Annotated in this window: 12 protein-coding genes; 10 read left to right on the forward strand and 2 right to left on the reverse strand. The window is 45.0% G+C overall.

Features of this window, described 5'->3' with window-relative positions; genetic code table 11:
* Positions 1–537: 537 nt before the first annotated feature.
* From fumC to ADA01nite_RS09335, 10 genes are all read left to right on the forward strand, one after another.
* A complete protein-coding gene (gene fumC, locus ADA01nite_RS09290; protein ID WP_146809678.1) occupies positions 538–1,926 on the forward strand; it encodes a class II fumarate hydratase in 1,389 nt (462 codons plus the stop codon).
* Positions 1,927–2,172: 246 nt separating this feature from the next.
* Positions 2,173–3,546 carry an ammonium transporter gene (locus ADA01nite_RS09295; RefSeq protein ID WP_146809679.1) on the forward strand — a complete coding sequence of 458 codons (1,374 nt, stop codon included), beginning with the start codon at positions 2,173–2,175 and terminating at the stop codon, positions 3,544–3,546.
* Between the two features lie 3 nt (positions 3,547–3,549).
* Positions 3,550–4,164 carry an ANTAR domain-containing response regulator gene (locus tag ADA01nite_RS09300; RefSeq protein ID WP_146809680.1) on the forward strand — a complete coding sequence of 205 codons (615 nt, stop codon included), beginning with the start codon at positions 3,550–3,552 and terminating at the stop codon, positions 4,162–4,164.
* Positions 4,165–4,346: 182 nt separating this feature from the next.
* Positions 4,347–5,348 carry an aliphatic sulfonate ABC transporter substrate-binding protein gene (locus ADA01nite_RS09305; RefSeq protein ID WP_146809681.1) on the forward strand — a complete coding sequence of 334 codons (1,002 nt, stop codon included), beginning with the start codon at positions 4,347–4,349 and terminating at the stop codon, positions 5,346–5,348.
* Between the two features lie 14 nt (positions 5,349–5,362).
* The gene (locus ADA01nite_RS09310; RefSeq protein ID WP_146809682.1) at positions 5,363–6,217 is read left to right on the forward strand and encodes an ABC transporter permease; all 855 of its coding nucleotides are present in this window, start codon (positions 5,363–5,365) and stop codon (positions 6,215–6,217) included.
* Between the two features lie 15 nt (positions 6,218–6,232).
* Positions 6,233–6,967, forward strand: a complete 735-nt coding sequence (locus ADA01nite_RS09315) for an ABC transporter ATP-binding protein (protein WP_146809683.1) — start codon at positions 6,233–6,235, stop codon at positions 6,965–6,967.
* A 31-nt stretch (positions 6,968–6,998) separates the two neighbouring features.
* Positions 6,999–8,069, forward strand: a complete 1,071-nt coding sequence (locus ADA01nite_RS09320) for an LLM class flavin-dependent oxidoreductase (RefSeq protein ID WP_146809684.1) — start codon at positions 6,999–7,001, stop codon at positions 8,067–8,069.
* Positions 8,070–8,092: 23 nt separating this feature from the next.
* Positions 8,093–9,052 (forward strand): ATP-grasp domain-containing protein, encoded by a 960-nt coding sequence (locus tag ADA01nite_RS09325; RefSeq protein ID WP_146809685.1) that lies wholly within the window; start codon positions 8,093–8,095, stop codon positions 9,050–9,052.
* A 179-nt stretch (positions 9,053–9,231) separates the two neighbouring features.
* Entirely contained in the window at positions 9,232–10,308 is a 1,077-nt protein-coding gene (sfnG, locus tag ADA01nite_RS09330) for a dimethylsulfone monooxygenase SfnG (RefSeq protein WP_146809686.1), read from the forward strand.
* 117 nt (positions 10,309–10,425) lie between these two features.
* A complete protein-coding gene (locus tag ADA01nite_RS09335; protein WP_146809687.1) occupies positions 10,426–11,646 on the forward strand; it encodes an acyl-CoA dehydrogenase family protein in 1,221 nt (406 codons plus the stop codon).
* A gap of 76 nt (positions 11,647–11,722) precedes the next feature.
* Here the strand turns inward: ADA01nite_RS09335 and ADA01nite_RS09340 are convergent, their stop codons facing one another.
* Entirely contained in the window at positions 11,723–12,892 is a 1,170-nt protein-coding gene (locus ADA01nite_RS09340; RefSeq protein ID WP_146809688.1) for a M20 peptidase aminoacylase family protein, read from the reverse strand.
* Positions 12,893–12,926: 34 nt separating this feature from the next.
* A complete protein-coding gene (locus ADA01nite_RS09345) occupies positions 12,927–13,946 on the reverse strand; it encodes an LLM class flavin-dependent oxidoreductase (RefSeq protein WP_146809689.1) in 1,020 nt (339 codons plus the stop codon).
* Positions 13,947–14,226 lie beyond the last annotated feature (280 nt).

Raw genomic sequence — 14,226 nt, forward strand, 5'->3', positions numbered from 1 at the left:
ATTATATAATAATTGATTATTATAATGTAAAGATAATAATACCTCAACGAAAACTTTCCCCTTCGCTTCGTATACAGATAACTTCAAAATGAAGGACCGTGTTTTTCAGATGATAAAGATAAAAAATAACCCGCTCTATCCAGCACAGTAAATGGCATGAAGATAGGCGGGTTAAACAACAACGCTGATACACTTCTCTCTTTTCCTTCGTACCACAAAAGTCAGCCGCCTTTCCCACGATTTTCATGTCGGGGTTGCGGCTGAGACGCCATGGTGGTTTTCCGGTAAATAAGAACCGTTTCTATTGGTTTATCTTTCCATTTTGATTATGATAAAATATAGTATATTTAATTGATTTTGTTTAGGTCGAAAGGGAACCGGGTACTGCAAATAGAGAGGGGGACCCGATTATTTCATGTTTAAAAGGAATTCTTTTCCCATAAAAATCTCATAATATAAACATTACGCAACGGATGCCATATATAAATATTGTCTGATACATACATCACTTTAGAGAATGGTCAAGGAGGATGCAACATGGAGTTTAGAATCGAAAGGGACACACTGGGCGAAATCAACGTACCGGCAGAGAAGCTGTGGGGAGCCCAGACACAGCGCAGCAGCCAAAACTTTAAAATCGGTACAGAAAAAATGCCCCTAGAGGTAACCCGCGCCTTTGCCATATTAAAGAAAAGCGCGGCCATCACAAACCAAAAGCTTGGTAAATTGGAATCGGATAAAGCCAATGCGATTAGTAAAGCGGCAGATGAGATTTTAGAGGGGAAATGGAATGAACACTTCCCGCTTGTCGTCTGGCAGACAGGAAGTGGCACCCAGTCGAATATGAATGTGAATGAAGTGATTGCCAATCGTGCGAACCAGTTATTGGAAGAAAGCGGAAGCAGTCATCGGATCCATCCAAACGATGACGTTAACAAATCACAAAGCTCAAATGATACGTTTCCTACAGCCATGCACATTGCCGGTCTATTCGCGATCGAAGATCAGGTCTTGCCCGCCCTCACCAGACTAAAGAAAGTGCTTCATCAAAAATCTGAGGAATTTAAAGATATTATTAAAATCGGGCGTACCCATCTGCAGGATGCCACCCCGTTAACATTGGGGCAGGAAATAAGCGGTTGGTACGGGATGCTTGCAAAAAGCGAAAAAATGATTAGAGAGAGCGCCGAATCTCTAAGAGAGCTTGCCATTGGAGGAACAGCGGTAGGCACCGGCATTAATGCCCACCCTAAATTCGGTGAAATGGTAGCGGAAGAGATTAGCCGGTTAACGGGCAAAACGTTCATTTCCGCTCCAAACAAGTTTCATGCCTTAACCAGCCATGATGAGATTGTGTATGTACACGGGGCTTTGAAAGCTCTGGCAGCGGATCTGATGAAAATCGCGAATGATGTAAGATGGCTGGCAAGCGGACCGCGTTCCGGGATCGGCGAAATTACGATTCCGGCCAATGAACCGGGAAGCTCCATCATGCCAGGCAAAGTCAATCCAACGCAAAGTGAAGCCTTAACGATGGTCGCTTGCCAGGTCATGGGGAATGACGCCGCGATCGGGTTTGCTGCCAGCCAGGGGAATTTTGAACTGAATGTTTTTAAGCCGGTAATTATTTACAATTTTCTTCAATCCGCAAGGCTGCTTGCCGATGCGATGGTCTCCTTTACAGATAATTGCGCGGTTGGTATAGAGCCGAATCTTGAGGTAATCCAGCGCAACGTAGAGAGATCACTCATGCTGGTTACAGCTTTAAACCCTCATATCGGTTATGAAAATGCCGCCACCATCGCAAAACTCGCCCATAAAGAAGGCTTAACGCTAAAAGAAGCCGCCATTAAAACAAATTTACTTACAGAAGAGCAGTTTGACAAGATTGTGCGGCCTGAAAACATGATTCATCCTAGAGAATAGCAGGACATGCAAACAATTAAGAAAGCAAATAAAAAACTTCCCTTTACTTTACGCTATAGGGAAGTTTTTTATTTGCTTTCGAAATAGCGGAAGGTGAAAGGAGGACAGACAGTACTTACTGGATTGAAAGTAATGTAAAAGTATGTAAGATAACCTGACATGAATATAAAATTCCAAAGAGGAAAAGAGTAGGATAAGAATATAACAATGATGTTATAAAAAATACACAAAGGAGTGTATGCAAACATGAAGATGTGGTATTTATCTATTTTAGTACTATTATGTCTGTTTCCACAAACTGCATGGGCGGCAGGGGAAGTCGAGCAAGTCGCAAAATCGGCTGACTTTTTATGGATTGTTGTATCGGCCATTTTGGTTATTTTTATGCAACCGGGATTTGCTTTGCTTGAAGCAGGCTCTACCCGTATGAAAAACGCAGGCCATGTGGCAGGCAAAACGGTCTTTACCTTTGGATTGAGCACGCTCGTTTTCTGGGCCATCGGATACGGAATCGCTTTTGGCGAAGGCAATCCTTTGGTTGGTCTCACCGGTTTTCTATTACAGGGATTTAATGATGTAGCCGGTATACCGGTATCTATTCATTTCTTTTTCCAGTTTGCGTTTGCGGGCGTGTCCCTGGCAATTGCTTGCGGCGGCTTTGCTGAACGTGCAAAATTATCCGTTTACCTTATCTTCGGTATTTTGTTTACAGCCATTATTTATCCTGTCATCGGTCATTGGGTTTGGGGCGGAGGCTGGTTAGCGGAACACGGCAAACAGGACTTTGCAGGCTCTACGGTCGTGCATTTAACGGGGGCGACGGCAGCACTTGTTGCTACTATGCTGTTGAAACCTCGGTTAGGAAAGTTTACCGCTGATGGAAAAGCGAATTTCCTGCCGGGTCATAATCAAGTGTATACGGTACTTGGCGTATTTGTTCTGTGGGTCGGCTGGTTTGGATTTAATGCCGGAAGTACCTTAAGCGTTAACAGCGATTTATTCGGCCACGTAGCTATGACAACACAACTGGCGACAGCCGCCGCCGCCGTGTTTGCTTTCCTTGCTTCCTGGATGTACAACGGAAAAGCGGATATTACTGCTATGCTTAACGGTACTCTGGCCGGTCTGGTTGCTATCACTGCTTCCTGTGCATTCGTGGAAGCCTGGGCTGCTGTAGTCATCGGAGCTATTGCCGGTGTGTTAGCCTACTTTATGTCCATCTACGTAGAACGTAAAGGAATTGACGATCCGATTTACGCTGTTTCTGTACACGGTATCGCCGGGGTCTGGGGTACGCTGTCAACCGGATTCTTCGCCGCTCCGCGTCTGGTTGAAATTGTTGGTGTCGGCAAAGAAGGATTATTTTATGGAGGCGGCCTTCATCAGTTAGGGGTACAGGCGATAGGAGTCCTTGCTTGCTTTGCTTATGTAGCGGTCGTTTCGTATATTGTTATTGCCATCTTAAAAGCGACGATCGGTATCAGGGTATCGGAGGAAGAAGAGATCCTTGGTTTAGACTTAAGCGAACATGGGGCTTACGGGTACCCTGAGCATCTTTCCGACGATGCTTCTCCGTCCAAACGGTTCCAAACTGAATCTTTCATACAGAAAAGCGTGTAGCGTATGAAGCTTGTAAAGATAGAATTTGAGCGACTCCTCCTTTTGGAAAGCGGCATGACAGATGATAACGCTCAGTTCATAGAAAAACTTTACAAAAGTCCGATCATCCGGAAGGTCATTGTAAGCAATGATCTTCCGGATGATTTATCTTCTTTTGCCGGCGCAATTCTAGCCTGTAAGGAAGATATGCTTCCTTATTGGATTAATAAAGCGAAAAAGGAAGCGAATGTCCCGTTTTTTTCGATTTTTCAATCACATCCCCCCTTTCATGTTGAGCAAGCAGAAGTTATATCCAAACTCGACGGCTTACTTTTTTATTCCATGACGGCAGAACAAATCACCTGGGGACTGCGGATGGGACAATCTCACTGGAGGCGGCGAATGGATATGACAAAAGAAATTCATCAGCTAAAAATTAGACTCAAAGAACGAAAAGTGATTGATAAGGCAAAAGAAATTCTTGCCGAATTGAAGAATATTTCTCTAGCCGAAGCATATCAAATGCTTCGTTTGAAAGCGATGAGTGATAGACAAAGCATCGAAACAGTATCCCGCTCTATCGTAACGGCTTATGATTTAATTCAAATCGAAAAAGGGAAATCTAAAAATCATAGTTGACTCATAAGAATTATCGAATTAAAATAAAGTAAACCAAACAAACAGCATGTAAATATATAGAGAAATAAACGGATGCTGACCGGACGACCGGAAGACCCATACATTTCCACAGGAAAAGTGAGCCTGGGGAAAGTGTAGGGTCTTTTTTATTTCATAAAAACCATAAAGTAAGGAGATTAGAGATGAAAAAATTTACGAGGAGTATCATTCAACTAGCAACAGCTATCATGTTTCTTTCACTCACCATTGTTTCGGCGGGCTGCTCCCTGCAGGCTAGTGGCGAAAAGCAAAAGCCAGAGAAAATCCGGCTTGATTATGCGTATTACTCTCCACTTAGCCTTGTACTCAAAGAGAAAGGCTGGGCCGAAGAAGAATTCAAAAAAGAAGGGATTGCGGTTGAATACGTGTTGAGCCAGGGCAGCAACAAGGCGCTGGAATTCCTTAATAGCAACAGTGTGGATTTCGGCTCAACTGCCGGCGGGGCGGCTCTGATTGCAAAAGCGAAAAAAGCGCCGATTGAAGGAATCTATATCGCTTCCAAACCTGAGTGGACAGCGCTCCTGACACAGAAGAATTCCTCGATTCAAAATGTAGAAGATTTAAAAGGAAAAAAAGTAGCCGCAACGCTAGGAACAGACCCGTATATTTTCCTGCTTCGCTCGTTGAATGAAGCGGAAATCAAACAGGAAGAAGTGCAAATTGTCAACCTGCAGCACAGTGATGGTGCAGCAGCGCTGACTACCGGACAGGTTGATGCCTGGGCCGGCCTTGATCCGCATATGGCACGTATAGAAGTAGAAAGCGGTGCCCGTTTATTCTATCGGAACCCTGATTTTAATACATATTGCTTTTTAAATGTACGCTCTGATTTTGCGAAAAAGTATCCGGAACAGGTAGAAAAGGTCATTGCTCTTTATGAAAAAGCAAGAAAGTGGACTTTGGAAAATCCGGAAGAAGCGACAAAAATCCTTGCGAAAGCCGCGAATCTGAATGAAAAAATCGCCAGGATCGAAATGACGCGAAATGATTTTACGTCCCCGGTACCGGGTGATACACAGCGTTCGGCTTTACGCGAAGCGGCCGTTGTTCTTCAGAAGGCAAATGTAATTGCACCGGGAGTTGACACGGAAAAAACAATCGAAGAATTAGTTAACCCATCTTTCGCGAAAAAAGTAGTGAAATAAAAGGAGGAGAGATTATGGCGCAGGAACAGGCACAAAAGCAAGCGGTTCCTTCCGTATTAGGATATGAACAGCAGCCGCTGAAAAAAGCGAACTTCGTTTCGAGTGGTGCAAAAGCTTTTTTGCTTGGGTTAGTGCTTCCAATTCTGCTAGTTGTAAGCTGGGAGATTCTAAGCAGACTTGAGATATTCCCTCCCCACCTCCTGCCTGCTCCATCGGAAATTGTTCAAACAATCGCGGCAATGGCGGTGGACGGGAGCCTGTGGGGGCATATCGTAATTACGATTTTTCGTATTATCATCGGCTTTCTTTTAGGGACAGCCGTGGCGATTATTTTAGGTTCACTCGTTGGCTTTTACCGCGGATTGGAGCAGTTATTCGACCCGTTAATCCAGGCGTTCCGCTCTATTCCTTCGCTGGCCTGGGTTCCCCTGTTTATTCTCTGGATGGGAATCGGTGAACTATCAAAAGTGATGTTAATCGCGGTCGGTGTGTTTTTCCCTGTTTACCTCAATATTGTTAGCGGGATCAAAGGTGTTGACCGCAGGCTCATTGAGGTAGGCAAAATCTATGGCTTTACTTCTTATGAACTGATTCGCCGGATTATTTTACCCGCTTCTCTCCCTTCTTTTTTAGTCGGGCTGCGGAGCGGACTCGGTCTCGGATGGATGTTTGTTGTGGCGGCCGAACTCATGGGCGCGGCCCAGGGGCTTGGGTATTTGCTTGTTAATGGGCAGAATACGTACGCGCCGGATGTCATCATTTCCAGTATTGTTCTATTTGCTTTTCTTGGTAAAGCGACGGATTTTATATTAAAAAGTCTAGAAACAAGAGCCTTGCACTGGCAGGACAGCTTTGTGAACAAAGAATAAAGGGGGAGGCAGAAAATGCTGGAACTGTGGGATGTAAGCCGGGTATTTGAGAACGGGAATACGGCTTTTCGTGAAATCACATTTACCGCGCAAAAAGGAGAAATTATCGGTGTGCTTGGCACAAGTGGTTGCGGCAAGAGTTCGCTGCTCCGCGTGATTGCCGGGCTTGATCAGGCCAGTACAGGACGCCTGGTGTTGAACGGAAGTGAAGGAGAAGAAATAAGCAAAAAGGTCGGTGTTATTTTTCAGGAACCCCGTCTTATGCCGTGGCTTTCTGTTATTGAAAACGTAGCTTTCGGTTTAAAAGGCAGAGAGGCAGAAAAAAAAGAAAAAGCCAGCCGCTTTATAAAGCTGGTCGGCCTCGAGGGATTTGAAAATCATTATCCGCGCCAGCTCTCAGGCGGGATGGCGCAGCGAGTAGCCATTGCACGTTCGCTTGTTACACGGCCAGAAATCCTGCTGCTGGATGAACCATTTAGTGCGCTTGATGCGTTTACGAAAATGCAGTTACAAGATTTACTGCTTAAGGTTTGGGAAGACTGTGGTTCAACGATGATTATGGTCACACATGATATCGATGAGGCATTGTATTTGTGCGATCGCTTGCTTGTCATGCGCGGACAGCCTGGTGTCCTTTCATGTGTGGTTGATATTACACAGCTCAGGCCACGAACCCGCGGCAATGCGGAACTGGCAAGGCAGAAGCAGCAAATACTCGACATTCTGGATATTACCGGGAAAGCGGGATAAACAATGTAGTAAAGATGGAGGGGGAACAAAAATGAAATACGGCTTTTGGCTTCCAATTTTCGGAGGATGGTTACGGAATGTGGAGGATGAAAACATGCCGCCAACTTTTGAGTATGCAAAACAAGTGATTCAGTCGGCAGAGCAATGGGGATATGACACTACCTTAATCGCAGAACTGTACTTAAATGATATTAAAGGACCCGAACATGATTCGTTAGAGGCCTGGTCAACCGCAGCGGCTCTGGCAGCCGTAACAGAAAAAATTGAAATTTTGACCGCGATTCGACCTGGGTTCCATAACCCTGCTGTAATAGCAAAAATGGCAGCAAATATTGATCAGATTAGTAAAGGAAGGTTCACCTTAAATATTGTGTCCGCCTGGTGGGAAGAAGAGGCCCGTCAGTATGGAGGCGTTTTTACTGAGCATGATGATCGGTATGAGCGTACCAAAGAGTTCGTTGATATATTAAAAGGGCTGTGGACGGAGGATACCTTTACCTATAAAGGAAAGTACTATGATATTAAAAACGCCAGGCTGGCACCAAAACCTGCTCAAGCTCTTACGTTATATGCCGGTGGAGAAAGTGAACGAGGAAAGCAGGTTATTTCTTCGATATGCGACTCGTATGTTATGCATGGAGGGACAGTAGAAGAAATTAAGGAGAAAATTCAGGATATGAAAAACCGCCGGAAAGCAGCGGGAAAAGAACCTTTTTCAACGTTTGGAATGGCCGCCTTTGTTATCTGCCGGGATACGGAGGAAGAAGCGTTAGCCGAACTTCAGGTGATTACCGATGTAAAGGAGTCAAGCGGGTATGCGGGATATGATGATTTCATCAGCAAGTCGCAACTTGAGCGGCAAATTCAGCTGTATGACTACTCTGTCTCCAATCGTGGGCTGCGCCCTCATTTAATCGGAACACCCGAACAAATCGCAGACAAAATTCTGGCTTATGAAAAAGAGGGGCTTACTCTTTTGCTGCTGCAATTCTCGCCGCAGCTTGAGGAGATGGAACGTTTTGCGAAACAGGTTATACCGTTGGTGGAGGAAAAGCGCAAGCATTCCCGGGTCTACTTAGCGCCTGCAAACAGTAACCATTAAGAAAGTAAAGGAGCATACCGTGCATGAGTAAAATTTACATTATCCACGAAAATAGTGAATGGACTGTACATTTAACCAAACGTTTAGAAGAACGGAATCTCCCCTACGAGGAATGGTTTTTGGATGAAGGAACGGTTGATCTGTCAACTGTCCCTCCAGACGGTATTTTTTACAGCCGTATGAGCGCTTCCGCTCATACGCGCGATCACCGCTATGCTCCGGAACTGGCGCAAGCTGTACTGCTGTGGCTGGAAAGTCATGGTCGAAAGGTTTTTAACGGAAGTCGTGCGCTGCAGCTTGAGCTTAGTAAAGCTGCTCAATATGCAGCACTTAGCGCGCTGGGTATTCGGACACCAAGAACCCTTGCAGCAGTTGGGAAAGACCAAATTATCGAAGCGGCTTCTTCATTGGAAGGGCGCTCTTTTATCACGAAACACAACCGTGCGGGAAAGGGACTGGGCGTCCAGCTCTTCCACTCTCTTGAAGCGTTGCAGACGTATGTGTACGGGCCAGCTTTTGAGGAGCCGGTAGATGGAATTACATTGGTCCAAGAGTATATCAAGTCGCCGGAAAACTATATTACGCGTTGTGAGTTTGTAGGGGGCAAGTTTCTTTATGCGGTCCGTGTGGATACTTCGGAAGGCTTTGAATTGTGCCCGGCAGATGCCTGCCAGATTGGAGACTTGTTTTGCCCTGTAGGTGAAGAAGTGTACAATAAACCTAAATTCCAGATTATTGAAGGGTTTACAAACCCGATTATCCAAAAATATGAACAGTTTCTGAGCACAAATCATATTCAGGTAGCCGGTATTGAGTTTATTCAAAATGAGGACGGGGACATCTTCACCTACGATGTAAATACAAACACGAATTACAACACCGATGCAGAGGCGAGGGTAGGAATATACGGAATGATGGAAGTGGCTGCTTTTTTAGGAAACAGATTAGAAGAATTAAATACGTCCACCGTATCTTACAGTTAAAAAAGAGAAAAATCTCACTTGACCAATAGGAATAATTTTATTAATATATAGAACAAGAAAGGTAAAAGGAAATACTTTCCGACTGGTCAACCGGAGGATTCTGATTGTCTTAGCACTTTTGTTAAGATAGGCAGGGTCCTTTTTTGTTGCCGGCGCACTACTAAAGAGGAGGAATGAAAATGAGTTTACAGTTTGCTTACTGGGCACCGAACGTAAGCGGAGGATTGGTCATTTCGAAAATCCCACAAAAAACAGGATGGTCTTTTGAAGACAACAAAAGATACGCACAGCTTGCTGAAGAATTAGGATTTGATTTTGTCCTGCTTCAAACCCGCTTTCTCGCCAGTTACGGAGCTGAAAATCAATTGGAAGCCAGCGCCGTGGCAGCAGGATTGGCAAGCGTCACCAAAAAGCTAAAGATTATTACTGCTGTACTTCCCGGTTTGTGGCATCCAGGCGTTACCGCCAAAATTATTTCAACTATCGATCACATCAGCAATGGGCGTGCAGCCATAAATATTGTAAGCGGCTGGTTTAAAGGTGAGTTTCACGGATATGGAGTACCCTGGCTTGATCACGATGAACGCTATCGGCAGTCAGAGGAATTTATTCAGGTTATTCGCGACTTATGGACGAAAGAGACGACGGATTACAAAGGGGATTTTTACCGAATTAACAAAGCGCCTTTAAAGCCCAAACCGATTAATCAGCCGCTGATTTTCCAGGGAGGAAACTCTAGGGCCGCAAAAGAAATGGCCGGGCGTGTTTCAGACGTTTATTTTATGAATGGAAACTCACTGGAAAATTTAAAGCGGCAAATCGATGAGGTCAGCGCATTAGCGGCACTACAAGGACGTACGGTGAAGTTTGGTGTAAACGGCTTTGTCATTGTCCGAGAAACCGAGGAAGAAGCAAAACGCGTCTTAAAAAGCATTATTGCCTACGCTGATGAAGAGGCGGTTGAAGGCTTCCGAAGCCAGGTAAAATTCGCAGGCAAATCCTCACCAGAAGGAGAAGGAATGTGGGAAAATTCATCGTTTGATGACTTAGTTCAATACAATGATGGTTTCCGCACGGGGTTAATCGGAATAGCCGAACAGGTCGCAGATCGGATTATCGAATTGAAAAAAATCGGAATCGACATTGTACTGACAGGATTTTTACACTATGATGAGGATTTGCAGGCATTCGGTGAGCAGGTTATTCCGCTTGTACGCCAAAAAGAAGAACAAATAAAAGTAGCAGGAGTAGTATAGAGGACTACAACCTGCTCCAACAAATTATAACATACAATACTACCATCATATTACAACGTATTTTCGCAGTCAAATAGATAGGGTCTGGAAACTGAACAATATGGAAGGAGTGAAAATATGTCGTTAGCCACATTAGAAGCAACGCGCTTTAATCGTGAATCTAAAAAATTTTACGAAGAAATCCGGGCGCAAATCCAGCAAATTGTTGAAGAGGTCATTCAGCCAAACGCTGACCGAATTGACCGGGAAGGAATTTTTCCACGGGAGAATCTGGAGGCTTTAATTAAGGCAGGCTGGGGAAATATACTCGTTCCTAAAAAATATAACGGTCTGGAACTTGATCACGTAGCCTTTGCAATCGTAGCTGAGGAAATCGGAAAAGCATGCGCCTCGACTGCTTTGGTATACGTGATGCATGTAGGTGCCGTACAAACGATTACTCTGTACGGAAATGATGAACAAAAAGAGCGCTGGTTGAAACCGATTGAAAATGGATGGATCGGAACTTATTCAACAAGTGAAAAAGCTTCCGGAGGCCACTGGTGGTATAACTTTAGTGAAGCCCGGCGTGATGGAGATGATTATCTTATTAGCGCGGAAAAATCATTCACAACCAGCGCCGGACAGGCTGATTTTTATGTTCTGCAAACCAAAAGCCCGAATTCGAAAGATGCAACCGATATTAGCTTTTTTATCATTGATGGAAAATTGCCGGGCATTGAGGCTAAGCCATGGGAAGCCCTTGGAGTAAAAGGAAATCACAGCGGGCCGATTACGTATACGGATGTTAAGGTGAAACGCCGGGATTTACTGGGATATGAAGGGCAGGGGAAAGACCTGTTATTAAACGGGGTATCTCCCATCTATTTGATTGGATTAGGTTCTGTTTGGCTGGGCGTAGCACAAAACGCACTGCATAAAGCTGTTGAGTACGCGAAAAATACGATTCATCGTGATTTTAATAATAGCCTGGCAGACTATCAGGTGATTCGCCAGCAGTTAGCAGAGGCGAAGGTCTTGATTGAAAGTCTAAAGCCATGGCAGCGCGACTTAGCAGAACAGTTGGATATTTTGCAAGAAGAGGGAAAAGAGCAAGGGGTTCTAAACCTTTCATTAACCGAATACAAAGTACACGCCGCTGAGGTAGCCAATCAATCAGCCAAAATTGCCTTAGATGTTAGCGGTGGTTATGGGTATAAAAAAGGCACGATTGAACGCCTTTTCCGTGATGCACGCGCTGGTATCGCTATGGGACCATCCAATAATATCGCACGCGAATGGATTGGGAAAAATCTTGTTGGTCTTCCGCTAGAAATGTGGATAAAAGGCGGGGAATGAAAAACAGGAACGAAATAAGAACCGGCTTTCTTGGCAGCCGGTTCTTTATATTTTTATACACGTAAATCCTTATCCATTATCGGTTGCCGCCCAATTTATTGAGCGCCTCCTCTGCCAGTACAGCAAAGAAATGAGCGCTGCTTTGTAAAGCGCGTTCATCCACTGTAAAAGCAGGGTGATGCCATTCTTTTGTACCTGATGTGCCCATAAATACGAAGGAACCGGGGATTTTCTCCTGATAGAATGCAAAGTCCTCTCCGGCTGGAGAAGGTGCGGGCTTCACGACTTCCAATCCTGCTTTTTGTGCCACTTGAATAGACAACTTCGTTAGTTCTTCATCATTTTGAACGGATGGAGGACCTGCATACCAGTGCAGACTAACATTTGCTCCGTATGCAGCAGCCACCCCTTCAATTACACGCCGAATATGCGCCGGGATTTGTTTCCGCACCTCCTCCTGAAAGGTGCGAACCGTTCCTTCCAGCACGGCTTTGGACGGAATTACATTCCATGTACTTCCGCTGTGCATGCTGGAAACACTCACGACGGCATTATGCAGAGAGCTAATATTCCTACTTACAATGGTCTGCAGTGCGGTGACGATATGAGCCGCTGTTACAATCGGATCAATTCCGTTATCCGGGACCGCAGCATGTGTACCAACACCTTCCACTTCAATTTTAAATCCATCCACGCTCGCCATTAATGCCCCTGGTTTAATCCCAATTGTCCCCACAGGGAGATCAGGCTTATTGTGCATACCAAAAACAGCCTGCACACCTTCAAGCGCCCCGCTTTTGATGACCTGGAGCGCTCCTCCTCCGTTTTCTTCGGCGGGTTGAAAAATAAACCGTACGGTTCCGTTCAATGTTTCTTCTTTTTGTTTTACTAAATAAGCTGCGCCTAAAATAGAAGCGGTATGAAAATCATGGCCGCATGCGTGCATTTTCCCCGGTACCTTTGAGGCGAATGGCAGGTCGGTTTCTTCTTGGATCGGCAAAGCATCAATATCGGCTCGAAACGCAATGGTCGGTCCGTCCCCTTTTCCTTTCACTTCGGCAATGACCCCTGTTTCCAAAGGAAAATCGAGTATCGCAATCCCGGCTTCTTCTAGCCAGGCGCGAATCGCTGCGGATGTTTCGAATTCTTCGTTAGACAGCTCAGGATTTTGGTGCAAATGACGGCGAATCATGATTAATTTTTGCTCGAAATTCGTAACAATACGGTCTACAGCTGCCTGTGCCATATCCCTTCACCATCCTTTTGTATAGTATATACCATTATGATGTATGGACGACATTTGCGAACGCTTCTTTCAACAACTCAAACGAACGGAGCCTTTTTTGAAAATTTCTGACAGGGGTTAGGATGATTACTTCTTCGAGATCGTACGCTTCCTGCATCTCTATTAATTTCGTATATACCGTTTCTTTTGAACCGTGGAGGACGCTCGATTCTGTTATTTCAATGCTGTATGGTTCGTTAGAGCGTTGCCCGTATTCTTCTGCTTTGGCAGCGCTTGTAACGGTTAAAGTTTTGCCATTTTCAAAATGAATTTTAACGGTTTTAGCTTCGGCAGCTAATTGCGCGGCTTCTTCATCCGTATCCGCGACAATAGCAAAAAGAGAAAGGATGGCCTGCGGTTGAGCGGCTTTTTTCGGATTGAACTGTTTGCGGTATGCTTCAAATGCTTCAGAGATGGCCGAACGGTCACTGCTTAAAAACTGCGCAAATACGTACGGAACCCCGAGCCTGGCTGCCAGCTGCGCGCTGGAAACACTTCTTCCGAGGAAGTAAATGTCCGCTGGCTGTGGAGGAATCGGACTGGCCTGCAGGTCGTGAAGAGGATGGTCTTCCGGTAGCGTTCCGCGGATAAAGTGGTCTAATTCAATTATTTTCTCCGCAAGAGGTTTTGTTTCGGTTGCATAGTCCTGCTGCAGTGCCCGTGTGGAGAGCGGGAGACCCCCCGGCGCTCCGCCAATTCCGAGATCGATGCGGCCGGGTGCGAGAGAGGCAAGAACATTAAAATTTTCTGCTACTTTATACGGGCTGTAATGCTGGAGCATCACCCCGCCTGAACCTACCCGGATTCGTTTGGTATTGGCTGCTACATACGAAACCAGCACCTCCGGAGACGAGCCGGCTACTTTATCCGAATCATGATGCTCTGAAACCCAGAAACGGTGATAGCCGAGCTCATCGGCTTTTTTGGCCAGCTCAACCGTGTGGTGAAGCGCTTCGACCGCAGTTTCCCCTTCGTCGATGTAACTTTGATCTAAAATGCTTAACTTCAACGTCATTGTGGCTTCCTCCCGTCTTTTGATTAAATTTAAACAAAACACATTGTTATAGTATGGATTATTTTATCAAACTTCGCAATATAAAAAAAGCATAATTTTTCCTTAAAACATAGTTGACTTATATGTTTAATATAAATATAATCAGTACTATACATCGATGAACGATTCGATTTCGTACAAAAACATAATCCCAGGCTGATTGGACCACCAAAAGCCCCTATTTGTATAAATAGGGGCTTTTTCTGTGAAAATCGTAAGGAAAGAAAGAGGGAAAGAGGAA

This window comes from Aneurinibacillus danicus (assembly GCF_007991215.1).
Taxonomy (GTDB): Bacteria; Bacillota; Bacilli; order Aneurinibacillales; family Aneurinibacillaceae; genus Aneurinibacillus; species Aneurinibacillus danicus.